This is a genomic window from Rhodopseudomonas sp. (assembly GCF_048594845.1).
In the GTDB taxonomy this organism is placed as follows: Bacteria; Pseudomonadota; Alphaproteobacteria; order Rhizobiales; family Xanthobacteraceae; genus Rhodopseudomonas.
In genome coordinates this window covers 1-25,364 of record NZ_JBMDXE010000105.1, presented here as the reverse complement: position 1 = coordinate 25,364, position 25,364 = coordinate 1, and the positions used below count along the sequence as shown (strand labels likewise).

20 protein-coding genes and 1 pseudogene are annotated in these 25,364 nt (G+C 66.8%); 15 read left to right on the top strand and 6 right to left on the bottom strand.

From position 1 onward, the window contains the following. Window positions 1-42 precede the first annotated feature (42 nt). The 4 genes and pseudogenes from ACOJTD_RS06035 to ACOJTD_RS06020 all read left to right on the top strand — a co-directional run bounded on the left by ACOJTD_RS06035 (window position 43) and on the right by ACOJTD_RS06020 (window position 7,018). Window positions 43-1,047: an AAA family ATPase gene (locus ACOJTD_RS06035; protein ID WP_420132022.1), complete on the top strand. Its 1,005-nt coding sequence runs from the start codon at window positions 43-45 to the stop codon at window positions 1,045-1,047. Beyond that, window positions 1,047-1,982: pseudogene (locus ACOJTD_RS06030) on the top strand (DUF58 domain-containing protein). The gene ACOJTD_RS06035 and the pseudogene ACOJTD_RS06030 overlap by 1 nt, the downstream one beginning before the upstream one ends. Continuing rightward, the gene (locus ACOJTD_RS06025; protein ID WP_420132021.1) at window positions 1,979-4,804 is read left to right on the top strand and encodes a DUF4159 domain-containing protein; all 2,826 of its coding nucleotides are present in this window, start codon (window positions 1,979-1,981) and stop codon (window positions 4,802-4,804) included. Before ACOJTD_RS06030 ends, ACOJTD_RS06025 begins: the two are co-directional and overlap by 4 nt. Before the next feature lie 150 nt (window positions 4,805-4,954). Further along, window positions 4,955-7,018 carry a hypothetical protein gene (locus tag ACOJTD_RS06020; RefSeq protein ID WP_420132020.1) on the top strand — a complete coding sequence of 688 codons (2,064 nt, stop codon included), beginning with the start codon at window positions 4,955-4,957 and terminating at the stop codon, window positions 7,016-7,018. A gap of 235 nt (window positions 7,019-7,253) precedes the next feature. Here ACOJTD_RS06020 and ACOJTD_RS06015 read toward each other — a convergent pair whose 3' ends face one another. The 3 genes from ACOJTD_RS06015 to hisS all read right to left on the bottom strand — a co-directional run bounded on the left by ACOJTD_RS06015 (window position 7,254) and on the right by hisS (window position 10,013). Further along, a complete protein-coding gene (locus ACOJTD_RS06015; protein ID WP_420132019.1) occupies window positions 7,254-7,649 on the bottom strand; it encodes a thioesterase family protein in 396 nt (131 codons plus the stop codon). A 337-nt stretch (window positions 7,650-7,986) separates the two neighbouring features. Next, window positions 7,987-8,190 carry a tautomerase family protein gene (locus ACOJTD_RS06010; RefSeq protein ID WP_420132018.1) on the bottom strand — a complete coding sequence of 68 codons (204 nt, stop codon included), beginning with the start codon at window positions 8,188-8,190 and terminating at the stop codon, window positions 7,987-7,989. A gap of 209 nt (window positions 8,191-8,399) precedes the next feature. Beyond that, on the bottom strand, window positions 8,400-10,013 hold the full coding sequence (gene hisS, locus ACOJTD_RS06005) for a histidine--tRNA ligase (RefSeq protein ID WP_420132017.1): 1,614 nt from the start codon (window positions 10,011-10,013) through the stop codon (window positions 8,400-8,402). Window positions 10,014-10,246: 233 nt separating this feature from the next. Here hisS and ACOJTD_RS06000 point away from each other — a divergent pair, with 233 nt between their 5' ends. The 3 genes from ACOJTD_RS06000 (at window position 10,247) to ACOJTD_RS05990 (ending at window position 14,057) form a co-directional block, all read left to right on the top strand. After that, complete coding sequence (locus ACOJTD_RS06000; protein WP_420132016.1) at window positions 10,247-11,593, top strand: aspartate aminotransferase family protein; 1,347 nt, start codon at window positions 10,247-10,249, stop codon at window positions 11,591-11,593. A gap of 118 nt (window positions 11,594-11,711) precedes the next feature. After that, window positions 11,712-13,190 carry an EAL domain-containing protein gene (locus tag ACOJTD_RS05995; protein WP_420132015.1) on the top strand — a complete coding sequence of 493 codons (1,479 nt, stop codon included), beginning with the start codon at window positions 11,712-11,714 and terminating at the stop codon, window positions 13,188-13,190. A 12-nt stretch (window positions 13,191-13,202) separates the two neighbouring features. Next, window positions 13,203-14,057 carry a TIGR01459 family HAD-type hydrolase gene (locus ACOJTD_RS05990; RefSeq protein ID WP_420132014.1) on the top strand — a complete coding sequence of 285 codons (855 nt, stop codon included), beginning with the start codon at window positions 13,203-13,205 and terminating at the stop codon, window positions 14,055-14,057. Between the two features lie 318 nt (window positions 14,058-14,375). Here ACOJTD_RS05990 and ACOJTD_RS05985 read toward each other — a convergent pair whose 3' ends face one another. After that, on the bottom strand, window positions 14,376-14,771 hold the full coding sequence (locus ACOJTD_RS05985; protein WP_054162290.1) for a chemotaxis response regulator CheY: 396 nt from the start codon (window positions 14,769-14,771) through the stop codon (window positions 14,376-14,378). Between the two features lie 322 nt (window positions 14,772-15,093). Between ACOJTD_RS05985 and ACOJTD_RS05980 the strand changes: the two genes are divergently transcribed. Then, window positions 15,094-15,951 (top strand): 23S rRNA (adenine(2030)-N(6))-methyltransferase RlmJ, encoded by an 858-nt coding sequence (locus ACOJTD_RS05980; RefSeq protein WP_420132013.1) that lies wholly within the window; start codon window positions 15,094-15,096, stop codon window positions 15,949-15,951. A gap of 273 nt (window positions 15,952-16,224) precedes the next feature. Beyond that, the gene (locus ACOJTD_RS05975; protein ID WP_054162291.1) at window positions 16,225-16,437 is read left to right on the top strand and encodes a cold-shock protein; all 213 of its coding nucleotides are present in this window, start codon (window positions 16,225-16,227) and stop codon (window positions 16,435-16,437) included. A gap of 261 nt (window positions 16,438-16,698) precedes the next feature. On the opposite strand, the gene ACOJTD_RS05970 is transcribed toward ACOJTD_RS05975, so the two are convergent. Next, window positions 16,699-17,322: an outer membrane protein gene (locus ACOJTD_RS05970; protein WP_420132012.1), complete on the bottom strand. Its 624-nt coding sequence runs from the start codon at window positions 17,320-17,322 to the stop codon at window positions 16,699-16,701. A gap of 303 nt (window positions 17,323-17,625) precedes the next feature. On the opposite strand from ACOJTD_RS05970, the gene uvrC reads away from it, so the two are divergent. The 5 genes from uvrC to prmB all read left to right on the top strand — a co-directional run bounded on the left by uvrC (window position 17,626) and on the right by prmB (window position 22,224). Then, the gene (gene uvrC / locus ACOJTD_RS05965) at window positions 17,626-19,710 is read left to right on the top strand and encodes an excinuclease ABC subunit UvrC (protein WP_420132011.1); all 2,085 of its coding nucleotides are present in this window, start codon (window positions 17,626-17,628) and stop codon (window positions 19,708-19,710) included. A 134-nt stretch (window positions 19,711-19,844) separates the two neighbouring features. Next, a complete protein-coding gene (pgsA, locus tag ACOJTD_RS05960) occupies window positions 19,845-20,468 on the top strand; it encodes a CDP-diacylglycerol--glycerol-3-phosphate 3-phosphatidyltransferase (protein ID WP_420132010.1) in 624 nt (207 codons plus the stop codon). Beyond that, the gene (moaD, locus tag ACOJTD_RS05955; protein WP_420132009.1) at window positions 20,465-20,716 is read left to right on the top strand and encodes a molybdopterin converting factor subunit 1; all 252 of its coding nucleotides are present in this window, start codon (window positions 20,465-20,467) and stop codon (window positions 20,714-20,716) included. The genes pgsA and moaD overlap by 4 nt, the downstream gene beginning before the upstream one ends. A gap of 24 nt (window positions 20,717-20,740) precedes the next feature. Beyond that, window positions 20,741-21,208: a molybdenum cofactor biosynthesis protein MoaE gene (locus tag ACOJTD_RS05950; RefSeq protein WP_420132008.1), complete on the top strand. Its 468-nt coding sequence runs from the start codon at window positions 20,741-20,743 to the stop codon at window positions 21,206-21,208. Further along, window positions 21,208-22,224 (top strand): 50S ribosomal protein L3 N(5)-glutamine methyltransferase, encoded by a 1,017-nt coding sequence (gene prmB / locus ACOJTD_RS05945; protein WP_420132007.1) that lies wholly within the window; start codon window positions 21,208-21,210, stop codon window positions 22,222-22,224. Before ACOJTD_RS05950 ends, prmB begins: the two co-directional genes overlap by 1 nt. A 27-nt stretch (window positions 22,225-22,251) precedes the next feature. Here prmB and ACOJTD_RS05940 read toward each other — a convergent pair whose 3' ends face one another. Then, window positions 22,252-24,231 (bottom strand): alkyl/aryl-sulfatase, encoded by a 1,980-nt coding sequence (locus tag ACOJTD_RS05940; protein WP_420132006.1) that lies wholly within the window; start codon window positions 24,229-24,231, stop codon window positions 22,252-22,254. 201 nt (window positions 24,232-24,432) lie between these two features. Between ACOJTD_RS05940 and ACOJTD_RS05935 the strand changes: the two genes are divergently transcribed. Beyond that, window positions 24,433-25,364, top strand: a 932-nt coding sequence (locus ACOJTD_RS05935) for a DEAD/DEAH box helicase family protein (protein ID WP_420132005.1), incomplete at its 3' end; no start/stop codon positions are given.

The following is a 25,364-nucleotide window of genomic DNA, read 5'->3' as shown; positions in this document are numbered from 1 at the left end:
GGCCGGCGAGCGCGGCAGGGACGAGCGTAACAGGAGAACCGGATGGCAGGCGCGGACAGTGTCGAGAAGCTTGAAGACGTCATCATCCGCTCGGCCGAGCAGATCGCCAGCGACGTGCGCGCCGCCAAGGAGGCGATCGCCACCGTCATCTTCGGCCAGGAGCGCGTCGTCGACAACACGCTCGTCACGATTCTCGCCGGCGGCCACGCGCTGCTGATCGGCGTCCCCGGTCTCGCCAAGACCAAGCTGGTGGAAACGCTGGGTGTGGTGCTGGGTCTCGATGCAAAGCGCATCCAGTTCACGCCCGACCTGATGCCGTCCGACATTCTCGGCGCCGAAGTGCTCGACGAGACCACCGCCGGCAAGCGTTCGTTCCGCTTCATCGCCGGGCCGGTGTTCGCGCAACTGCTGATGGCCGACGAAATCAACCGCGCGAGCCCGCGCACGCAATCGGCGCTGCTGCAGGCGATGCAGGAGCAGCACATCACCGTCGCTGGCGCCCGGCACGATCTGCCGAAGCCGTTCCACGTGCTCGCCACCCAGAACCCGCTGGAGCAGGAAGGCACCTATCCGCTGCCCGAAGCGCAGCTCGACCGCTTCCTGATGGAAATCGACGTCGACTATCCGGACCGCGACGCCGAGCGCCGCATCTTGTTCGATACCACCGGCGCCGAGCAGAGCGCGCCGAAGGTGTCGATGAATGCCGAACTGCTGGTGTCAGCGCAGCGCCTGGTGCGCCGGCTGCCGGTCGGCGATTCCGTGGTCGAAGCGATCCTGTCGCTGGTGCGCTCGGCGCGTCCCGGTCCAGAAGCAGGCGAACTCGGCAAGCTGATCGCCTGGGGCCCCGGCCCGCGCGCCAGCCAGTCGCTGATGCTGGCGGTGCGCGCCCGCGCGCTGCTCGACGGGCGGCTCGCACCGTCGATTGACGACGTGCTCGACCTCGCCGAGCCCGTGCTGAAGCACCGCATGGCGCTGACTTTCTCGGCGCGCGCCGAGGGCCGCACCATTCCGGACGTGATCCGTCAGCTCAAGAGCCGGATCGGTTGATGGCGCAGGCGACCGAGCAGCCGAACAGGGAGACGCTGGCAGTCAGGCGCGCGGATGGCGAAAGCCGGTCGCTGGCGGCGTCGCTGCCGCGGCTGATGCTCGAAGCCCGCCGCATCGCCAACAACGTCACCCACGGTCTGCACGGCCGCCGCCGCGCCGGCGCCGGCGAAAATTTCTGGCAGTAGCGCCGCTTCGTCTCAGGCGAGCCCGCCACGCGTGTCGACTGGCGCCGCTCGGCGCGCGACGATCATCTCTACGTCCGCGAACTGGAATGGGAAGCCGCGCACACCGTGTGGCTGTGGCCCGACCGCTCCGCCTCGATGGCCTATGCGTCGAAGGGCGTGCGCGACAGCAAGCTCGAACGGGCGCTGATCGTCACCTTCGCGCTGGCCGAACTGCTGGTCGCCGGCGGCGAACGCGTCGGCGTTCCGGGCCTGATGAACCCCACCTCGAGTACCAATGTGATCGACAAGATGGCGCAGGCGATCCTGCACGACACCACGTCGCGCGACAGCCTGCCGCCGTCCTTCGTGCCGTCGTCGATGGCCGAGATCGTGGTGCTGTCGGACTTCTGGGCTCCGGTCGGCGACATTCAGAAGATGCTGGCCGGCCTGTCGGCTTCCGGCGCGCACGGCTCGCTGGTGCAGGTGGTCGATCCGTCCGAAGAGAGTTTTCCGTTCGCCGGCCGCATCGAATTCGTCGAGCCGGAAGGCGGCGGCGCGATCACCGCGGGCCGCGCCGAGACCTGGGCGACCGACTACGTCGCGCTGGTCGCTGCACATCGCGATGCGATCCGGAGCGAAACCGGCAAGCTCGACTGGCTGTTCTCGACCCACACCACCAGCCGCTCGGCGGCCGAACTGCTGCTGTTCCTGCATGCCGGCATGACCACGGCCAAGGGTGCGCCCGGCAGCAAAGCGGGGCTCGGCGCATGATCGGCGGTCTGCCCCTCTCCTTCGCTCAACCTCTTCTGCTGTTCGGCCTTCTGGCACTGCCCGCGCTGTGGTGGCTGCTGCGCGTCACCCCGCCGAAGCCGCGCCGCATCGACTTTCCGCCCACAAGGCTACTGTTCGAGATCGCCCCGAAGGAAGAGACGCCGTCGCGCACGCCGTGGTGGCTGACCGCGCTGCGCATGCTCGCGGCGGCGCTGGTGATCTTCGCGCTCGCCGGCCCGATCTGGAATCCGCAGACCGCCGCGGGCAACAGCAACGGTCCGCTGCTGATCATGCTCGACGACGGCTGGAGCTCGGCTTCTAACTGGGAACTACGCATGAAGGCGGCCGACGAGCTGATCGCCGAGGCGGATAGTTCACGCCGCGCGGTGGCACTGGCGCCGTTGTCCGAAGCGACGCGCGATCCGGTGCTGATGCCGGCCGGCACTGCGCGTGTGTCGCTGCGCCAGTTGGCGCCCAAGCCTTACGCGGTCGAACGCGTCGAGGCGCTGGCGCCGGTCGAGCGTTTTCTCAAGAGCAGCGGCGATGCCGAGATCGTCTGGCTGACCGACGGCGTCGACACCGGCCGTGGCAGTGAGTTCGTCGGCGCGCTCGCCAAGCTGCTGCAGAACCGCAACGTCACCATCGTCGAAGGAGGCGCGGCGCAGCCGCATGCCCTCGCCGCGGCCGAGAACGCCGCCGCCAAGATGACCGTGAAGGTGTTGCGCGCGCAGGCCGGCGGCATCGACACCGGCACGGTGCGGGCGCTCGATGCCAAGGGCGCGCCGATCGGCGAAGCATCGTTCAACTTCCCGCCGCAGGATCGTGAAACCGATGCGGCGTTCGACCTGCCGGTCGAACTGCGCAACGACATTTCCCGGCTGGAGATCGCCGGCGAGCGCTCCGCCGGCGCGGTGCAACTCCTCGACAAGCGCTGGCGCCGCCGCGCCATCGGCATCGTCTCCGGCGCGAGCAACGACACCGCGCAGCCGCTGCTGGCGCCGACCTTCTATCTGACCCGCGCGCTGGCGCCGTTCGCCGACGTCCGGCTCGGCGATCGCGGCGCGCCGCAGCAGGCGATCACGCAATTCCTCGATCAGAAGCTGCCGATGATCGTGATGGCCGATGTCGGCGCGCTGTCGCCGGAAATCCGGCAGCGACTCGACGCCTGGATCGCGCAGGGCGGCGTGCTGGTGCGGTTCGCGGGCCCGCGGCTGGCGCGGCAGGACGACGACGATCTGGTGCCGGTGAAGCTGCGCCAGGGCAATCGCAGCCTCGGTGGCAGCCTGACATGGGAGAAGCCGCAGAAACTCGCGGCGTTTGCGGCTGACGGCCCGTTCGCCGGCATCGCCGTGCCGAACGACGTCACCATCAATCGCCAAGTGCTGGCCGAACCCGATGCGGTGCTGGCGACCAAGAGCTGGGCCTCGCTCGCCGACGGCACGCCGCTGGTCACCGGCGAGCATCGCGGCAAGGGCGTGGTGACGCTGTTCCACGTCAGCGCCGACATGCGCTGGTCGGATCTGCCGATGTCCGGCACCTTCGTCGAGATGCTGCGCCGGCTGGTCGACATGTCGGGCTACACCTCGACGCCGGGCGCCGGCGTCGCTGCCGACAGCAACGCGGCCGAGACCGTGGCGCCGCTGCGCACGCTCGACGGCTTCGGCGCGTTTGGGCCGCCGCCGGCCTCCGCCAAGCCGATCCCGACCGACTGGCGCGACCGCGGCAGCGCCGATCATCCGCCCGGCTTCTACGGCCCCGCCGACGGCCCGATCGCCGTCAACACGCTCGCGGCCGCCGACCGGCTCGCGCCGCTCGACACCTCGGCGATCGCGGCGCGCCGCACCGCCTACACCACCGCCGAGCCGCGCGACCTGCGTGGCATGCTGCTCGCCGCCTCGCTCGGCCTGTTCGCGCTCGACGCGCTGATCGTCGCACTGCTCGGCGGCGGCCTTGCCGCGCTGCTGCCGCGCCGCCGCCGCGCCGTCACCACGGCGCTGGCGGTGATGCTGGCGCTGCCACTCGCCAGCCTGCCGCGGCCGAGCTTTGCCGATGCCGCACAGGACGAGTTCGCCATCAAGGCCACGTCGCAGACGCATCTGGCTTACGTCGTCACCGGCAATGCCGACGTCGACCAGATCGTCAAGGCCGGCATGAGCGGGCTGACGCTGTTCCTGGCGCAGCGCACCGCGCTCGAAGCCGGCGAGCCGATGGGCATCGACCCGGCGCGCGATGAGCTGTCGTTCTTCCCGCTGATCTACTGGCCGATCATCGCCGGAGCGCCGAAGCCGCCGCAGGAAGCGCTCAACAAGATCGACGCCTACATGAAGCAGGGCGGCACGGTGATCTTCGACACCCGCGACGCGATCGAGGCGCCGGCCGGCCCGAACGGCAGCTCGCAGACGCCCGGCATGCAGACGCTGCGCAATCTGCTGTCGTCGCTCGACGTGCCCGAACTCGAGCCGGTGCCGCGCGAGCACGTGCTGACCAAGACGTTCTATCTGCTGCGCGACTTCCCCGGCCGCTACAACGCCGGCGAGACCTGGGTCGAGGCGTTGCCGCGCGAGAGCGACGACGAGGACACCGCGCGCCCGGCGCGCGGCGGCGACGGCGTGTCGCCGATCATCATCACCTCGAACGATTTCGCCGGCGCCTGGGCCATGCGCCCCGACGGTCAGCCGATGCTGCCGCTGTCGCCCGGCGAACCGCGCCAGCGCGAATTCGCCTTCCGCGCCGGCGTCAACATCGTGATGTACACCCTGACCGGCAACTACAAGGCCGACCAGGTCCATGCGCCCGCGCTGATCGAGCGGCTGGGGCAGTAGCGCGTCTCATCCTTCGAGACGCCCGGCTTCGCCGGGCTCCTCAGGAGGAGGGAGAGGTCTCGCGAGGGGCTGATCGACGAAACGAAGACCTCATGGTGAGGAGCATCGCGCAGCGATGCGTCTCGAACCATGAGAGACGAGGAGAACGGATTGCAATACGGCATCGCCTTCGCGCCTTTGGTTTCTGTCGCCGTGCTGTGGGTGGCGCTTGCCGCGATTGCGGTGATCGCGCTGGTGCTGCTGCTCGGGCGGTCACGCGGGGCGTGGGTGCGGATCGCGGCGCTTGCGCTGATCTTGCTGGCGCTGTCGAACCCGTCGTTCACGCGTGAGGAGCGCGAGCCGCTGTCGTCAGTGGCCGCGGTCGTTGTCGACAAAAGCCCGAGCCAGAATTTCGGCAGCCGCGCGGCCGAGGCCGAGCAGGCCAAGGAGCAGCTGGTCGAACGGCTGAAGCAGATCAAGGGCGTCGAGGTCCGCGTCGTCGAAGCCGGCCAGGCGGATGGCGAGACCGACGGCACCAAGCTGTTCGGCGCGCTCACTTCGGCGCTGTCCGACGTGCCGACCGACCGCGTCGCCGGCGCCTTCATGATTACCGACGGCCGGGTCCACGACATTCCGGCGAATGCCGCCGCGCTTGGATTCCAGGCGCCGGTGCACGCGCTGGTCACCGGCCGCAGCAACGAACGCGACCGCCGCATCGCCATCGTGGCGGCGCCGCGCTTCGGCATCGTCGGCCAGGTTCAGACGATTACTTACCGGCTCGACGACCAGGGCATCAGCGGCGAGCGCGCCCGCGTGGTGGTTCGCCGCGACGGCGAGACGCTGAACGAGCGCAGCGTCGCCAGCGGCCAGACGGTGAATGTCGACGTCGAGATCAAGCACGCCGGCCCCAATATCGTCGAGATCGAAGCCTCGCCGGTCGAGAACGAACTCACCACCGTCAACAATCGCGCCGTGGTTTCGATCGACGGCGTCCGCGACAAGCTGCGGGTGCTGCTGGTGTCGGGCGAGCCGCATTCCGGCGAGCGCACCTGGCGCAACCTCCTGAAGTCCGACGCCAGCGTCGATCTCGTCCACTTCACCATTCTGCGGCCGCCGGAGAAGCAGGATGGCACACCGATCAACGAGCTGTCGCTGATCGCGTTTCCGACCCGCGAGCTGTTCCAGCAGAAGATCAACGAGTTCCAGCTGATCATCTTCGATCGCTACGCCCGCCAGGGCGTGCTGCCGATTGCCTATTTCGACAACATCGCCCGCTACGTCCGCAACGGCGGCGCGGTGCTGGTGTCGGCCGGGCCGGACTACGCCTCGACCACCTCGATCTGGCGCACGCCGCTCGACAGCCTGCTGCCGGCCGAGCCGGTCGGCGTCACCGAGAAGCCGTTCTATGCGCATCTGAGCGACGCCGGCAAACGCCATCCGGTGACGCGCGGGCTGGAAGGCTCGAACTCCGAGCCGCCGAAATGGAGCCGCTTCTTCCGCACCGTCGATACGCGCAACGCCACCACGCCGCCGCTGATGACCGGCGCCGACAACGCGCCGCTGCTGCTGCTGTCGCACTACGGCGAGGGCCGCGTCGCGCTGCTGCTGAGCGACCACATCTGGCTGTGGGCGCGCGGCTATGAGGGCGGCGGGCCGCATCTCGATCTGCTGCGGCGGATGTCGCATTGGCTGATGAAGCAGCCTGATTTGGACGAAGAAGCGCTGCGGCTGAAGGTCGAAGGCAAGGACCTGCAGGTGATCCGGCAGACCATGGCGGACAACGTGCCGCCCGTCACCGTCACCTCGCCGTCCGGCCAAACCAAACAGCTCACATTGAGCTCGAACGATCCCGGCACCTGGCGCGCAACGCTGCCCGCCGACGAACTCGGGCTGTGGCAGGCGACCGACGGCACGCTGAAGGCGCTGATCAATGTCGGCCCGGTCAACCCGAAGGAATTCTCCGAGGTCACCTCGACGCCCGACACACTGAAGCCGCTGGCCCAGGCCACCGGCGGCGACGCCCGCCGTATCGCCGACAGCGGCAGCGTCGAGCTGCCGCGCATCATCCCGGTGCACTCGGCCACGTCGTTCCGCGGCGACAACTGGCTCGGCGTCCGCATCCGCGACGCCAGCGTGGTCCGCGGCGTCGGCGTGCTGCCGATGTTCACCGGCCTGATCGGGCTGCTGCTGTTGCTGGGTGCGTTCGCGGCGACGTGGCTGCGCGAGGGACGCTAGCCCAAGCGCGACATTCCGGGGCGCGAGCGTAGCTCGCGAGCCCGGAATCCCGAGGTTGTTACGAAGAAGCGGCAAGCACAGTGCCGGCGTCAGATTCCGGGTTCACGCGGCTTCGCCGCGCGCCCCGGAATGACTCGGGGAGAGGTAGTGCGCTCGCCGCACGCTCTTCACACCCGGCGGATACAGATTGGCCCGGCTGCGCCCCGCGCGCAGAATGACTCGCGGAGAGGTAGTGCTACCAATCCTTGAACCGCGCCGTGAACGCCGCGACGTCGATCAGCCCGCGCAGGTGCTTGCCGTCCCCGATCTTGCGGGTGCCGACCCAGCAAGCGACTTCGAAGCCGATGCTGCGCTGCTCGACCGCGATCACCTTCGACGTCGTGCGCACCACCTGCCCGACCAGCGCGGGCGTCAGATGCCGGATGTCGACGCCGGTGCCGACCGTCACCCAGCCCTGTGGCAGCGCCGGGTGGATCGCCTCGCCGGAGGTCATCTCCATTTCCAAAATCATCAGCGGCGTCGCGAACACCGGCGGCATGTACGGCACGAAATGCTGCACCGTCTGCTCCAGCGCCACCGTGATCTGCCGCTCGGCGCTCATGCCGACAGTGATGATATCGCGCGCGTCCATGGTGGCCTCTTTTCCGACGAAATACTTAGCGTTCGTCATTCCGGGGCGCGCGGCGCGCGAGCCCGGAATCCATACCCCCAGTGTCAGCGAGAAGAACTCGGCGCGCAAGCCGCTGCTAACCGCGAGCACATTGGTTATGGATTCCGGGCTCGCGCGCCGCGCGCCCCGGAATGACGAACGATAGGATGTTACTGCGGAAACGGACAGACCTCACCGTCATTGCGAGGAGGCGAAGCCGACGAAGCAATCCAGCCGTGCAAGGCACTGGATTGCTTCGCGGAGCCTGTCATCGGGCCGGCCGAAGGCCGGACCCGTTGGCTCGCAATGACGGATGGGCTTACTTCGCCTGTGCGGCTTTGCGCTCGACGAAGGTTTTGCCGCCCTTCATCTTGTTGGCGAGCGGCGCTTCGTTGATCTGGATGACGACGTCCTCGGCCTTGACGCCGAGATGCGTCACCAGCGCCTGCGAGATGTCGCGCATCATCGCGGCCTTCTGCTCGGCAGTACGGCCTTCGGCCATGTTGACGGTGATCTCGGGCACTGGCGTTTCTCCGTTTTGATTCTTCGTTTCAACTCACACAGACCTCATACTGAGGAGCCCGGCGCAGCTCGCCAGAGCGGAGCCGGGCGTCTCGAAGGATGCGCCGCGAGGCACCAAGGCTACATCGCGCGTCGCCCATGGTTCTAGACGCCCGGCGTCGCCCTGCGGGCTCTGCCGGGCTCCTCACCATGAGGCAGCAGGCGTGGCGATCACTGCCACACCACCCCGCGTCGCTGCAGCAGGTCCTTCACCTTGGCGACGAGTTCGTCTTCCTTGCAGGAGAACTGCGCCTCGGCCTGTTTCTTCAGATACTCGTCGCGGTCCTTCTCCAGCGAGGCGAGTTCGGCGCCGAGGATCAGGTCCTTGATCTGAACGATGCCCTGGGCCTTTTCGTCCGAGCCCTGGATGATGGCGCAGGGCGAGTTGCGCTTGTCGGCGTATTTCATCTGCTGGCCGAGCGAGTGCTTGGGATTGCCCAAATACAATTCGGCGCGGATGCCCGCCTGGCGCAGCGTCGCGACCATTTTCTGATAGCCGGCGATGTCGCCGCCGAACACGGTGACGACCACCGGCCCCGGCTGCGGTTTGTTGTCGAGCTGTCCGATCAGCGTCAGCGCCGCCTGCAGCCGCGACACGCCGATCGAAAATCCGGTCGCCGGCACCGGTTCGCCGCGGAAGCGCGACACCAGGCCGTCGTAACGCCCGCCGCCGCCGACCGAGCCGAACCGCACCGGACGGCCCTTCTCGTCCTTGGTGTCGAGCAGCAGTTCAACCTCGTAGACCGGGCCGGTGTAGTATTCGAGGCCGCGGACGACGGAGGGATCAACAAGAACGCGATCTCCGTATTCGCAGCTCTGCAGGATCTCGTTGATCGCAGAAAGATCACCGATGCCTTGTTCGACTAGTTGGTGACTCGGTAGTAAAAGCATCAGATTAGCTATTGTCTGCTCGTTATTGGGATCCCTAAATTCGGTCTCGCCATTCTCGAGCAGGACAACCGTCTTCATCTTGTGCTCAACAACGCCATCACTACCAGTGAGTGGCACAATTTGAGCCGGTCGGTAGGTAAGAAAAGCCGCCAAGCTCTGAATTTGTTCAGCCGTTAAGCCAGCGCCTTTCGTAAAGTCACCTTTGCCTTCTTCGCCCCCGTCCCATCGTCCGAGACCAAGTAGCTTCTCAATTTCTGCGATCGGAAACTTATCGAGCTTGTCAATCGCCCTCAGCACCGTCAGCCGGCGCCCCGCATTCTCTTCACCGCCGAGCCCGATGCTCTCCATCACCCCGTCCAGCACCTTGCGGTTATTCACCTTCACCACGTAGCTGCCGCGCGGGATGCCGAGCGCTTCCATCGTGTCGGCCGCCATCATGCACATCTCGGCGTCGGCCGCGGCGGTCGGGGCGCCCACCGTGTCGGCGTCGAATTGCATGAACTGGCGGAAGCGGCCGGGGCCGGGTTTTTCGTTACGGAACACCCAGCCGAACCGGTAGCTGCGATAAGGCTTCGGCAGTGCATCAAAATTCTCGGCGACGTAGCGGGCGAGCGGCGCGGTCAGGTCGTAGCGCAGGCTGATCCATTGCTCGTCGTCGTCCTGCAGCGAGAACACGCCCTCATTGGGGCGGTCCTGATCGGGCAGGAATTTGCCGAGTGCGTCGGTGTATTCGAAAGCCGGGGTTTCGACCGGCTCGAAGCCGTAGCGCTCGTAGACCTCGCGGATCTTCTCCACCATCGCGCGCGTCGCGGCGATCTCGGCGGGGCCGCGGTCAGCGAGGCCACGCGGCAGCCGCGCGCGCAGTTTCTGCGGTTTCTTCGGTTTGTCAGCCATGGTCGCCTTTCAGCTCAGGGCCGGGTTGGTACCAGCCGTGCCGCCGTGCAGCAAGGCTGGGACGTGTGATCCAGCGCAAATCGCGGGCGAATTGCGTGGTTTATGAGCGTCGGCAGCCTCGATCGGATGGAAGCCCCACGCAAATGTGCGGGCTCGCGGCATTTCCGTGCCACCCCGAAGCTGCTAGCCTGCCGCGCCGTCCGCAATCCCGTCCCGCGCATATGAGGAGCGCTATGTTAGACAAGAGCAAGCCCACGTCCGCCGTCAACGTGCCGAACGACCTCGAGGCGTTCTGGATGCCGTTCACTGCGAACCGGGCCTTCAAGCGCGCGCCGAAGATGATCGCGGGCGCCAAGGACATGCATTATTTCACCACGGACGGCCGCAAGATCATCGACGCCGCGTCGGGCATGTGGTGCAGCAACGCCGGCCACGGCCGCGAGCAGATTTCCGCTGCCATCGCCGCGCAGGCCGAGGAGCTCGACTTCTCGCCGCCGTTCCAGTTCGGCCAGCCGAAGGCGTTCGAACTCGCCAGCCGGATCGCCGACTTGGCGCCGGCCGGGCTCGACCATGTGTTCTTCTGCAACTCCGGCTCGGAAGCCGCCGACACCGCGCTGAAGATCGCGATGGCCTGGCAGCAGATCCGCGGCCAGGGCTCGCGCACCCGCTTCATCGGCCGCGAGCGCGGCTATCACGGCGTCGGCTTCGGCGGCACCGCGGTCGGCGGCATCGGCAACAACCGCAAGATGTTCGGCACGCTGCTCAATGGCGTCGACCATCTGCCTGCGACCTATGATCGCGACAAGCAGGCGTTCAGCAAGGGCGAGCCGGACTACGGCGCGCACTTCGCCGACGCGCTCGAAGGCCTCGTCAATCTGCACGGCGCCAACACCATCGCGGCGGTGATCGTCGAACCGATGGCCGGCTCGACCGGCGTGATCCCGGCGCCGAAGGGCTACCTCAAGAAGCTGCGCGAGATCACCAAGAAGCACGGCATCCTGCTGATCTTCGACGAAGTGATCACCGGCTACGGCCGTCTCGGCTTCGCCTTCGCGGCCGAACGCTACGGCGTCACGCCCGACATGATCACCTTCGCCAAGGGCGTCACCAACGGCGCGGTGCCGATGGGCGGCGTGATCGCCTCGAGCGAGATCCACGACGCGTTCATGACCGGTCCGGATTACGCCGTCGAGCTGTTCCACGGCTACACCTACTCGGCGCATCCCTTGGCCTGCGCGGCCGGCCTCGCCACGCTCGACATTTATCGTGACGAGAAGCTGTTCGAGCGCGCCAAGGCGCTGGAGCCGAAATGGGCCGACGCGGTGCTGTCGCTGAAGTCGGAGCCGAACGTCGTCGACATCCGCACCGTCGGCCTCACCGCCGGCATCGACCTCGCCCCGGTCGGCGAAGGCCCGGGCAAGCGCGGCTTCGAGGCGATGAACTCGGCCTTCCACGACCACGACCTGATGCTGCGCATCGCCGGCGACACGCTGGCGCTGACCCCGCCGCTGATCATGAGCGACGACCAGATCGGCGAAATCGTCGACAAGGTCGCCAAGGTGATCCGCGCGGTCGCCTGACGACGGCCCGGCGCCCGGCCCCGGACGCCCTGCTCAATCCCGGATGCGGCGGACGAATCCAGTGGACTCGTCCGCCGAATCACCAATGATGCGGGATCGGCAGGGAATCCGGCGCTGAATGATCCGAGTTTCGACCCTTTTCGTCGCGATCTGCATGGTGCTGATCTCCGTGTCGCTGGGCACGGTGGTGTACGCGCTTGCCGGCTTCAATGTGCTGCAGTCGGCGATCGTGGCGCTGGCCGCGATGGCACTGTTCATTTTGTATCATGCGGTCTCGATCCGGCTCGGTGACCGCTCCGACGCCAGCCATCAGATTGCCGACCTGTCGAACGGCACCGCCGACCTCGCCCGCCAGATCGCAGAGTTCGGCCGTCGGCTCGCCGCCGTCGAGGCCAAGGTGATCGCCGCCAATTCGGCCAGCCAGGACCGCACCCAGGTCGCGCTCAACGAGATCGGCGAGTTGGGCGTGCTGGTGAAGCAGCTCGCCGCGTCGGTCGCGACCCACGAGGACATGCTGATGGCGGCATCCTCCGCCGCAGCGCCGCAGCCCGCGCCGCTGCTGGATCCAGGCGCGCGGCTCCCGGAGCAGCAGGGCATCCAGCCACCCGCGGCCACCGAGCCGATGGCGATCACCGACCTTCCCGCCGCTGCCGCCCCGGCGCTGCCTGCCGCGCCCAAGCCGGCCCGCACCGCGCCGCAACTGCTCGAGGCCGTGCGCGGCGCGGTCGATCACGGCCGGCTCGACATCTATCTGCAGCCGCTGGTGACCCTGCCGCAGCGCAAGGTGCGGTTCTACGAGATCGTCACCCGGCTGCGGGATGCGAACGACCAGATCCTGACCGCGCAGGAGTTTCTCACCGCGGCCGAGACCGCCGGCCTGATGGGCCGGATCGACCACGCGGTGATGCTGCGCGCCGTGCAGGTGCTGCGCCGCCTGATGGTGCGCAACAAGGACGTCGGCGTGTTCGTCAACATCGCCGGCGCGACGTTGTCGGATGCCGCGGCATTCGCACAGTGCCTCGACTTCCTCGAAGCCAACCGCGCGCTGGCGCCGTCCTTCGTGCTGGAATTCAAACAGGCGACGCTGCGCAACCTCGGGCCGCTCGAAGCCGAGCACCTCGCGGCGCTGGCGCAGCGCGGCTACCGCTTCTCGATCGACCACGTCACCGACCTGCGGTTCGAGCCGCGCGAGCTCGCCGACCGCGGCGTGCGCTTCATCAAGGTGCCGGCGGCGCTGCTGCTCGAGGAGCGCGAGCGCCCGGCCGCCGACATCCATCCGGCCGATCTGTCCGACCTGCTCGGCCGCTTCGGCATCGACCTGATCGCCGAGCGGATCGAGGGCGAGCGCGCGGTGGTGGACCTGCTTGACTACGATGTCCGCTTTGGGCAGGGATTCTTGTTCGCGGCGCCGCGTCCGCTGCGGCCCGAGACCGCCCCCACGCCAGCGCCCACCTCTTCCGGCGACAAGGCCAAGCAGGATACCCCTCCGTCCCATGATCCAGGCCCCATTTCGAAGGGCGAGCTCGCCCGGATCGAACCGGCGCGCGTCGTCACCGGCGTCGCCGCTCTGGCCCGCCGCGCCGTCGGTCCGTTCTGACCGCTTTTGCCAATGACCACGCTGCGCTTTGTCGAGCACCTGCGTGAGCTGGTGCCGTCCGTCGATGTCGTGCTCAGCGACATCTGGGGCGTCGTTCATAACGGCCTGGAATCGTTTCCCGAAGCCTGCGAGGCGCTGCGCACCGCACGCGCCGAAGGCCGCACCGTGGTGCTGATCACCAACGCGCCGCGCCCGGCGGACTCGGTGCAGCGCCAGCTCCGCAAGCTGCATGTGCCGGACGACTGCTACGACGCCATCGTCTCGTCAGGCGATCTCACCCGCATCTACGTGGCCGAGCATCCCGGGCAGTCGATCTACTGGCTCGGCCCGGATCGCGACAATTCGATCTATCGTGGCCTCGACGCGCCGCTGACGCCGCTCGACAAGGCCGACTACATCATCTGCACGGGCCCGTTCGACGACGAAACCGAGTCGGCTGAAGACTATCGGCAGATGATGGGCGAGGCACTGGTGCGCAAGCTGACGCTGGTCTGCGCCAATCCCGACATCGTGGTCGAGCGCGGCGACCGCTTGATTTACTGCGCCGGCGCGATCGCCGAGCTGTATCGCGAACTCGGCGGCGATGTGATCTTTTACGGCAAGCCGCACCAGCCGATCTACGATCGCGCCATGGCACTGGCCAAGAAGCTGCGCGGCACCGACACGCCGCGTGAGCGCGTCCTGGCGATCGGCGACTCGGTGCGCACGGATCTGACCGGTGCACAGGCCTATGGGATCGACCTGCTGTTCGTCACCCGCGGCATCCATTCCGACGCCTTCGAAGGCATCGACCGCCTCGACACCGCCGCCGTCACCGAACTGTTCGGACACCCTCCGGCCGCGCTGACGCGGGAATTGCGCTGGTAGCTCTGCGCCCCGCGCGTCCGTCCGCGATGCGCACCGCAGCAGCGCTGACATCTTTCGCTGCCGCGAGCGCAGCCGCGCCTACACCCTCACGTTCGTCATGCCGGGGCGCGAGCGAAGCTCGCGAGCCCGGCATCCATACGCCGCAGCGTGTGGTGTGATGCACGGCGGCAGTCGCCTTCACGCAAGACGATCGGACAGTGGTTATGGATTCCGGGTTCGCGCTGCGCGCGCCCCGGAATGACGGGGAGAGGATGTGCCCAACAAAAAACGCGCCCCTCGCGGAGCGCGTTTGAATAGCGTGCTCGCTGCAGGCGCGGCTTAAGCCGCGACGTGATCCGGGAACACCGCGTCGATCTTAGTCTTCAGTGTCGCGGCGTTGAACGGCTTGACGATGTAGTTGTTCACGCCGGCCTTCTTGGCGGCGATCACGTTCTCGGTCTTGGATTCCGCCGTGATCATGATGAAGGGCGTCTGCGACAGGTTCGGATCGGCGCGGACTTCCTTGAGCAGGTCGTAGCCGGTCATCGGCTCCATATTCCAGTCCGAGATTACCAGACCGTACTTCTTCGAGCGCATCTTCTCGAGCGCGGCCGAGCCGTCGCTGGCGTCGTCGATATGCTCGAAGCCGAGCTGCTTCAGAAGATTACGAATGATCCGGATCATGGTGCTGTAATCGTCCACCACCAAGACCGACATTGACAAATCAACCGCCATCTTCAACTCCCAAGGGGCACCGCAACGGTGCGCCGAAACGCCCCCAACGGTGGGCTCATTGTGTTCTCTGGAGGACCCGACCGGTGAAATGTCTGGCCCCATCCGGACCTCAGAACTAGCACCGCTGATTAAACAGCCCGTTAATCGGCCGCGCGAGGCCGCGCCGTGCCGGTGCTACAAGTTGCTGCAAAATGAAGACTTCTTGGGATTTCGCAGCGACCCTGGTTCCCCGTAATGATACGAGCAGAGCGCGCGATGGCGGCGCTGCGCCGCCACAGCCCCGGCCATGGCGGCCGGACGGACCACCTGCTAGGGAATGCTCATGAACTATCGCCACGCCTTCCACGCCGGCAATTTTGCCGATGTCATCAAGCACATCGTGCTGGTCCGGATCCTGACCTACCTGCAGGAGAAGCCGGCGCCGTTCCGGGTGATCGACAGCCATGCGGGCGCCGGACTGTACGACCTGACCAGCGACGAGGCCCGCCGCGGCGGCGAGTGGACCAGCGGGATCGGCCGGGTGATGCAGGCACGGTTCAGCGACAAAGCCGGCGAACTGATCAGGCCGTATCTCGACATCGTCCGCGCCTTCAATCCGCAGCGCGAACTGACCGCCTATCCGGGCTCGCCGCTGATCGCCCGCGCACTGCTGCGGCCGCAGGACAGCATGGTGGCCAGCGAGCTGGAACCGGTGGCCCGCAAGCAGCTGATCGATGCGCTCCGGCGCGATACCCAGGCCCGCGTCGTCGATCTCGACGGCTGGAAGGCCCTGGCGGCGTTCGTGCCCCCCAAGGAGCGGCGCGGCCTGGTGGTGATCGACCCGTCGTTCGAGCAGAAGGACGAATTCGACCGGCTCGCCGACGGCTTCTCGACCGCCTACGGCAAATGGCCGACCGGGGCCTATCTGCTGTGGTATCCGGCCAAAAACCGCCGGGCGACCGATGCACTGGCGCAGCACGTGGCCACAACCGCCACCGCCGGCGGTGAAGGCAAATGCCTTCGGCTGGAATTCAGCGTCGCCCCGCAGCAGCCGGACGGGCCGCTGACCTCGACCGGGCTGCTGATGGTGAATCCGCCCTGGACGCTGGCGGCGGAATTGAAAGTCATTCTTCCCGAGTTGGAGCGTCCGCTCGGACAGGGCGGAGTCAGCCGTTACCGGCTCGAGCTACCCAAATCCTGATCACTCAACCAGTGACCATTCGGGGCCGGAAAAGTCGCATTTGAACCGTAGTCAATTCGCGCAAATCCGTATTATGCTGAGCTGATTGGACTGGCTTTACGTTCCGCTTCCGCGAATGGGGGCGGCGGAGTGACAAGGCCGTACTACTCGGACCGGGATTAGCAACGGTCCAGCTCTCGGCCAAGCCTTCCGGCAGCGCGATGCCAGGTCGTACCGGAGCGCCCCCTATTCCCTTGTCGGCGCGACGGAAAGCAGGCGGGAGGAGTTTCCGGAATGCCTATGACGGGAACGGTGAAGTTCTTTAATGGAGAACGCGGCTACGGCTTCATCAAACCTGATGACGGTGGCCGCGATGTATTTGTTCATATCACTGCGGTGGAGCGGGCCGGCTTGAAGGACCTGACCGAAGGCCAGCGTATTTCGTTCGAAGTCGAGCCGGACAAGAAGGGCAAGGGCCCCAAGGCGGTCAATCTGGTGATTTCGTAGCCGCCGTCTCCGCGTCGCCAACGCGGCGACACAGGCGACAGCGACCGAGCATCCGACAGCCCTCTGCCCGACCTCATCTCCGATGGTATAAGCGACGGCTCAGCCGGCCGAGCGGCGCCGCGACGGCTTAGTGCGCGGCTACTTCCGGCGCGGCTATCCGTCTCCAGGAGTTATCAGCAAAAGAAATCCCGGCCGCGAGGGCCGGGAATGGTGATCGTCGAGTTTCTGGTCGCGAAGTTCTGGTCGCGAAGATCGCGATGCTTAGAAGTGATAGTTGATGCCGGCGCGGATGAGGCCGAAATTGTAGCCGTTCGGCACGCCGGTGATGAAGAAGTTGTTGGTCGACAGGCTGCCGTAGAGGTACTCGACCTTGGCGCTGAGCTTCGGCGCGAAGGCGAACTCGGCGCCGGCACCGACGGTCCAGCCCGCCGAATTGTGGCTCTCTGACGCCAGCAGATTCTGCCCCTTGAGCTGGCCGAAGGCCAGACCGCCGGTGGCGTAAAGCAGCACGTCGTTCAGAGCGTAGCCGACGCGGCCGCGCGCGGTGCCGAACCACGGGTTCGAGAACTTGTAGGGCGCGAAGGTGTCGTCGGCAGTCGAGAACTGGATATCGCCTTCGAGACCGAAGACGATGTTGCCGCTCTGCCAGTTGTAGCCGCCCTGCACGCCGCCCGAGAAGCCGGACGGCTTGGTGATGTTGTTGGTCACGTTGCCGAACGAATAGCCGAGGTTGCCGCCCAGATAGGGGCCTGCCCAGCTGAACGCGTTCAGCGGCTGATTGACGGTGTAGGGCGTCCGCGAGCCGTAATAGCCCATGTCCGCCGCGTGGGCCGTCGAAATTCCCGCGACGAGAATGGTCGTCGCCGCCATCGCAAGTTTACGCATCTTACTCTCCTCGACGGCAGGAGCGCGGCTTCTGCGCGCCGTCCGCCCAGCCATCGGCACCTTTGGCCGACCGGAAAAAGCATCCGGGATGGTTACGGATTTCCAGTTTTTTCCGGTAAGATTTATCGAGAGTTTTAAGTTAAGCGGTTGTTAAGCCGCCCTCGGTTCCAAATGTCGTTCTTAACGAAAGCTTACTTCCCAAGCTTCGGGGCGACAGGATGGCGAGCCCGGCGCGGATTGCCGCATGTGGGTTCCGGGCCCGCCGCGCTGGCACCGCTGCGCCCGAGCGCCTAATTTAGGGCCATGAATCAAGACCCTGCCGACACCCGCGACACGGCGGCCACGCCGCCTGCCGAAAAGGCCTCGCCGTCGCCGGACGCCCCTGCGGCCATGCCGCGCCCGACCGCCGGCGCACAGGACATCGATGCCGCCACCGCCTCGCTCACGGCAGAAGAGGACGAGGAATCGCGTCTGCCGGAGGTCGAGGACGACAACAGCGAGGTCGCGGACGGCACGCTGGCCGTCGGCCGCGCGGCCATCGAGCAGGCGGTGCGGCTGGCGCCGACCTCGCCGGGCGTGTACCGGATGCTGAATGCGGCCAACGACGTGCTCTATGTCGGCAAGGCCAAGAACGTGAAGAAGCGGCTGTCGTCCTATGCGCGGCCCACCGGGCATGTGATGCGCATCGCCCGGATGATCGCCGCAACCGCGACGGTCGAGATCATCTCGACCGCGACCGAGACCGAGGCGCTGCTGCTCGAAGCCAATCTGATCAAGCAGCTGCGGCCGCGCTTCAACGTGCTGCTGCGCGACGACAAATCGTTTCCGTACATTCTGATCACCGGCGACCATTGGGCGCCGCAGATCCTCAAGCACCGCGGCGCGCAGACCCGGCCCGGCCGCTATTTCGGTCCGTTCGCCTCGGTCGGCGCGGTGAACCGCACCATCACGGCGCTGCAGCGGGCGTTTCTGGTGCGGTCCTGCACCGACAGCTTCTTCGAGAGCCGCACCCGGCCCTGCCTGCTGTACCAGATCCGCCGCTGCGCGGGCCCCTGCACCAGCGAGATCGACTTCCCGGGCTATACCGAGCTGGTCCGTGAGGCGACCGACTTCCTGTCCGGCCGCAGCCGGGCGGTGAAGGGCCTGCTGGCGGCCGAAATGGAAAAGGCTTCGAACGAGCTCGAATTCGAGACCGCGGCGCTGTATCGCGACCGACTGGCCGCGTTGTCGGCGATCCAGTCGCAGCAAGGCATCAATCCGCGCACCGTCGAGGAAGCGGACGTCTTCGCGATTTATCAGGAAGGCGGCTACTCCTGCGTCGAGGTGTTCTTCTTCCGGACCGGCCAGAACTGGGGTAACCGCGCCTACTTCCCGCGCGCCGAGAAGTCGTTCACGCCGGAGGAAGTGCTGTCGTCGTTCTTGGCGCAGTTCTACGACGACAAGCCGCCGCCCAAGCAGATCCTGCTGTCGCACGACATCGAGGAATGCGAACTGCTGGCCAACGCGCTGTGCATCAAGGCCGGCCACAAGGTCGAGATCTCGGTCCCCAAGCGCGGCGAGAAGAAGGAGCTGGTCGCGCACGCGTTGACCAATGCCCGCGAGGCGCTCGGACGCAAGCTGGCCGATACCGCCACCCAGACCCGGCTGCTGGACGGGCTGGCGTCCACACTCCGCCTGCCGAAGCCGCCGCAGCGGATCGAGGTCTACGACAACAGCCACATCCAGGGCACCAACGCGGTCGGCGCGATGATCGTCGCCGGGCCGGACGGCTTCATCAAGAACCAGTACCGCAAGTTCAACATCCGCTCCGAAGGCCTCACCCCGGGCGACGATTACGCGATGATGCGCGAGGTGCTGCAACGCCGGTTCAAGCGGTTGGTCGCCGCCCGCGCCGAAGGCGAGGCACCGCCCAAGGACGACGAGACGCCGCGCTGGCCCGACCTCGTAATCATCGACGGCGGCCGCGGCCAGCTCAACGCCGCGCGCGCCGTGCTGGCCGAGCTCGGATTAGAGGCGGAGGTGACTCTGCTCGGCGTCGCCAAGGGGCCGGACCGCGACGCCGGCCGCGAGACCCTGTTCATGCCCGAGCGCGAGGCGATCAAGCTCGAGCCGCGCGACCCGGTGCTGTATTTCATCCAGCGGCTGCGCGACGAGGCGCACCGCTTCGTGATCGGCTCACACCGCAAGCTGCGCAAGAAGGACATCCGCGAAGCCGGCCTGCAGGAAATCCCCGGCATCGGCCCGACCCGCAAGCGCGCGCTGCTCCACCACTTCGGCACCCTGAAGGAGATCGAACGCGCCTCGCTCGGGGATCTCGGCAAGGTTCCGGGAATCAGCGCCGAAAGCGCGCGGCGGATCTTCGAGTTCTTTCATCCGGGCCCGGGCTGAGCCGCCCTGCCCGACCAAAGTCGGCAGCCCCGCTCCTGATCGGAATCCATGCGGATTTCACCTTTTCCTGATAGGGATCGGGCTGCCCTTCGGGGGAGTTGACGTTCCGGCGCGGGCAGTATTGGTAAAGCTCGATGAACAATGTTTCTACCAGGGTGCCGGCGCGTGGGACGAAGTCGCTGACGCTGCCCAATATTCTGACTTATGCGCGCATCGCGGCGATCCCGGTCGTGGTCGGCTGTATTTTCGCGCAGTCGATCCTCGGCGGCCCGCTGGCGCTGCGCTGGGTCGCGCTGGCGGTATTTATCGCCGCCGCGATCACCGACTTCCTCGATGGCTATTACGCCCGGATCTGGGACCAGCACTCCGCGTTCGGCCGCATGCTCGATCCGATCGCCGACAAGCTGCTGGTGGCGTCCTGCCTGCTGATGCTGGCGGCCGACGGCATCATCCATGGCTGGACGCTGTGGGCCGCGATCGTGATCCTGTGCCGGGAAATCCTGGTGTCGGGCCTGCGCGAATATCTCGCCGCGCTGCGCGTCAGCGTCCCCGTGACCAAGCTGGCGAAGTGGAAGACCACGGTGCAGTTGGTCGCCATCGGCTTCCTGCTCGCCGGCGACGCCGGCGACGAGGTGCTGCCCTACACGACGCAGATCGGGCTCGCCCTGCTGTGGATCTCCGCACTGGTGACGATGTACACCGGCTACGATTATTTCCGCGCCGGCATCCATCATCTGATCGAGGAGGACTCGCGATGAGGGTGAAGTATTTCGCCTGGGTGCGCGAGCGCATCGGCCTGGAAGAAGAGACGGTCGAGCCGCCGGCGGAGATCGTGACAGTCACCGATCTGATCGGCTGGCTGACGGCGCGCGGCGAAGGCTACGCGTATGCGTTCGAAAACCCGGCCGTGATCCGCACCGCGATCGACCGCACCCATGTGCGCCCGGATACGCCGATCGCCGGCGCCCGCGAAGTGGCCTTCTTCCCGCCGATGACCGGCGGCTGAGCGCGCCTGCGCACGGGTGATCCGATGACCGTCCCGGTGACCATCCGCATTCAGGAAGCCGATTTCGACGTCGCCGCCGAGATCAAGGCGATGACGTCCGGCCGCGTCGATATCGGCGCGGTGGTGAGCTTCAGCGGCATCTGCCGCGGCGCCGACGACGGCAACGATGTCGCGGCGCTGACCCTCGAACATTATCCCGGCATGGCCGAAGACGAGATCGGCCGCCACGCCGCCGAGGCGGTGAAGCGCTGGCCGGTGACCGGGCTGACGATCGTGCACCGCGTCGGCCGGATGCTGCCCGGCGACAACATCGTGCTGGTGCTGGCCGCCTCGGCGCATCGCCAGGCGGCGTTCTCGGCAGCCGAATTCCTGATGGATTATCTCAAGGCCAACGCGCCGTTCTGGAAGCGCGAGGAGCGCAACGGCGAGACGCGCTGGGTCGAGGCGCATGACCGCGACGACGACGCCGCGGCGCGATGGGGCAAGGATTGATGGCGAAGAAGGCGAAAGCGAAAGCCGTTAAGGCGAAGACCGCAAAGCGCAGCACGACGCCGGCGAGGTCTGCCGCGAAGCGAACTGCCGCAAAGCCGGTTCAGCGCCCGCACTCGCCGAGGGTCGCGCCGGGCGAACTGGTCACCCTGCTCGATTTCCTGCGCTACGCCGTCAGCCGCTTCGCCGAAGCCGGCGTGGTGTTCGCGCACGGCACCACCGACCCGATCGCCGAAGCCGCCTTCCTGATCGGCGAGGCGCTGCATCTGCATCCCGATCAGTTCGAGATGTTTGCGTCCGCGCGCGTCACGTCGGTCGAAGCCGCCAAGATCCTTGGACTGATCGAGCGCCGCATCGCGACGCGTCTGCCGGCTGCCTATCTGGTCAACAAGATCTACATGCGCGGCGTGCCGTTCTATGTCGACGAGCGCGTGATCGTGCCGCGCTCCTTCATCGGCGAACTGCTCGACAGCCATTTCGACGGCGGCGACACCTCACTGATCGGCGATCCGGCCGAGGTCGAGCGCGTACTCGATCTGTGCACCGGATCGGGCTGCCTGGCGATCCTCGCGGCCCGTGCATTCCCGTTCGCAGCGATCGATGCCGTCGATCTGTCGAAGGACGCGCTCGCGGTCGCGACGCGCAACGTCGCCGACCATCAGCTCGACGATCGCATCACGCTGCACAACGGCGATCTATTCGCGCCGCTCGGCGACACCCGCTACGATCTGATCATCACCAACCCGCCTTATGTCGACGCCGAAGGCATGGCGAGCCTGCCGGCCGAATGCCGCGCCGAACCCGCAATGGCATTCGACGGCGGCGACGACGGCCTCGACATCGTCCGCCGCATCCTGGCCGAAGCCAAGGATCACCTCACCGAGACAGGCGGCCTGCTGTGCGAAATCGGCCGCGGCCGCGGCCTGATCGACGCAGAGTTTCCGGATTTGCCGCTGCTGTGGCTCGACAGCGAAGATTCCGAAGGCGAGGTGTTCTGGATCGCCGCGGCGGATCTGTAACCGACGATCCCGAACGTCGCGGCGCGGCTACTCGATCTTCGCCTTCACCGGCTCGATCACTTCGAAGTTCGGCGAGAACTCGTCGAACATGCCGAACAGCTCGCGGAGCTTCAGCGGATTGCCCGTAACCCACAGGTCACCGGTGGCGATGGCGCCGAGGAAGCTGCGCTGCTTCAGCGAGATCGCGTCGAACGTGGCGCGGTTGAGCGTGACCGAGACGTCCGGATTGTCGGACAGGCGGCCTGCCACATGGGTCAGCGCCGAGTTCTCCAAATTCATCGTGTAGGTCTGCTTCGGCTCGGTGAAGGTCCAGTTGACCACGATGTGCTTGCCCTCGGCCTTGGCGGCGTTGAGCCGCACGGCGAGGAAATCGAATGCCAGATCGATCGACACGCCCTTGAGCATGTCGGGACTGACGGTGACGGCATCGGTCTTGATCAGACCGTTGCGCAATTCCTGCGCGCCGAGCAGATAGGCGTTGCGCCAGGTCGCGGCCTCGGCCTGGTAGCCGAGTTGCTCCAGCGCGTCCGCGCCGAGCGCCCTTGCCTCCTTGTTGGACGGATCGGCGAACACCAACTTGCTGGCGATCGTCGCCACCCAGCGATATTGCCCAGCCTTGTAGTCCTCGCGGGCACGGGCCAGCACCGCCGCGGCGCCGCCCATATAGTCGATTTCTTTCTTGGCTTCGTCGGCACGCGGGAGCGGGTTGAGATCGGCCGGGTTGCCGTCGTACCAGCCGAGATAGAACTGGTACACCGCCTTGGCGTTGTGGCTGACCGAGCCGTAGTAGCCGCGCGCGGCGAAATCACCGGCCAGCGACGGCGGCAGCGTCAGGCGCTCGGCGATCTCGGTCGGCGTCAGGCCGTGGTTGAGCAGCCGCACGCTCTGGTCGTGGATGAATTTGTAGAGGTCGCGCTGCTTCTTTAGATAGGACACGACCCGGTCCTGTCCCCACACCGGCCAGTGATGCTGCGCGATCACCACGTCGGTGCGGTCGCCATAACGGTCGATCGCCTCGCCGATATATTTCGACCACAGCCGGCCGTCGCGGATGGCGGCGCCGCGGAGGGTGTAGAGGTTGTGCAGCGTGTGGGTGGTGTCCTCCGCCATGTTCAAAACCTTGAACTGCGGATAGTAGGAGATCATCTCGGATGGCGCTTCCGACTCCGGCACGAAGCGGAATTCGATATCGACACCGTCGATGCGGCGCGTCTCGGTCGGCTGTTTGATGGTGTCGTTGGGCGGGATCAGCGAGATCGGTCCCATCGCCAGCGCCTTGCCGAGACCGGCGTCGACCTGCCCCTTGTCGCCGACCGGCAGCGGCGCGCCGAACTGGAACTGCGCGCGCCGGCTCATCGCATTGCCGGCAATGACGTTTTCGGCCACGGCGTGATCCATGAAGCCTTCAGGCGCGATCACCTTGACCTTGCCGGAAGCGGCATCCTCCGCGGTGATCAGCCCGCCCGCGCCGCCGAAATGATCGACGTGGCTATGGGTGTAGATCAGCGCCACCACCGGCTTCCGCGGCCGGTGCTGATAGTAGAGATCGAGCGCCGCTCTGGCGGTCGGCACCGTCAACGTGGTGTCGGTGACAATCAGGCCGGTGTCGCCCTCGACGATGGTGACGTTGGCGATATCGAGGCCGCGGACCTGATAGACGCGGTCGGTGACCTGAAACAGGCCGTTGGCGAGATTGAGCCGGGCCTGCCGCCAAAGGCTGGGATTGACCGTTGCGGCGGACTGCTCGCCCTTGAGAAAATCATAAGGCTTGAGATTCCACACCGGCGGGGCGCCCGCGGCACCGGCGACCACGCCCTCCGGCAACGGCGCGATCAGGCCGCGCTGTGCGTCCTCGAAATCGGCGTGGTCCGCCAGTGGCAACGATTTGCCGACGGCCTCGTTCGCCGCGCGGGTCGACGGCTCGGCCTCATTGGGCTGAGCCGCGGCGGGTGAGACGGATTGCGCAAGCAGCGCAAGGACAGCGAGGCAGGCGGATCGACGGATCATGCGGGGCTCGTCGGGTCGGCGGCGGAGGGAACCGCAGCTTACGGTTCCGGCTCGCGAAGGAAAGACCAGCGCCTGCATTTGCAACGTCATTCGCGGGACGAACGGCGATGCAGCAGAAATCCTCCCCGCGCGCCGGTCCCGCCGTTACTTCCGCTTCGGCCGCTCTTTCATCGACCTCCGACTCTGCCCATATTCACCGCGATGGCGAAATCTCCCGACACTCCGAAAAAGCCGGCGGCAAAGTCCCCACGCGCGCCGAAATCCAAGGCTCATCGCCCCGACGTCAAGCCGATCGGGCCGGCGCTGGCCGAGCTGTTGAACCCTGCGCTGAACCGCGGCGAGGCCGGGCTCGGCTCGGGCACCGGCCTGCAACCGCCGCCCGACAATTCACGCGACCGCCGCACCGGCGGCGAGGCCGCGGTGCATCGCGGCAGGGCGTCGACGCCGAAGAACTTTCCAGGTGATGGCGGCACGCCGCGGCCGACGCCGCTGCAGCCTCATCCGCAACCGGCGCCCCAAGGCTCCCCTCGCCCTCGCGGGGAAGAGTCGGGGGTGGGGGGCCACGGGCAGGGCTTTGCTGAAGCCCCGCAGGCCAACTACGGCACCGCCGCCACCATCCCCACGCTCGATCCGGAACTTGCACGGCAGCTCGGGTTGCCGACCGAGGAGGACGACGCCGAGGCGCTGGCGCGGCCGCCGCGCAGCAAGATGGAGGCGCTCGGCGTCAAAGCCACCGCCGACGCGCTGGAAAACCTGATCCGCGCCGGCCGTCCCGAGTTCAAGGGCGAAGACGGCAACGTCAAGCTATGGGTGCCGCATCGGCCGCCGCGGCCGGAAAAGTCCGAGGGCGGTGTCCGCTTCGTCATCAAGTCGGACTACGAGCCGAAGGGCGACCAGCCGACCGCCATCAAGGAGCTGGTCGAAGGCATCGACCGCAGCGATCGCACGCAGGTGCTGCTCGGCGTCACCGGCTCGGGCAAGACCTTCACCATGGCCAAGGTGATCGAGAAGACCCAGCGCCCGGCGCTGATCCTGGCGCCGAACAAGACGCTGGCGGCGCAGCTCTATGGCGAGTTCAAGAGCTTCTTCCCCGACAACGCGGTCGAGTACTTCGTCTCCTATTACGATTACTA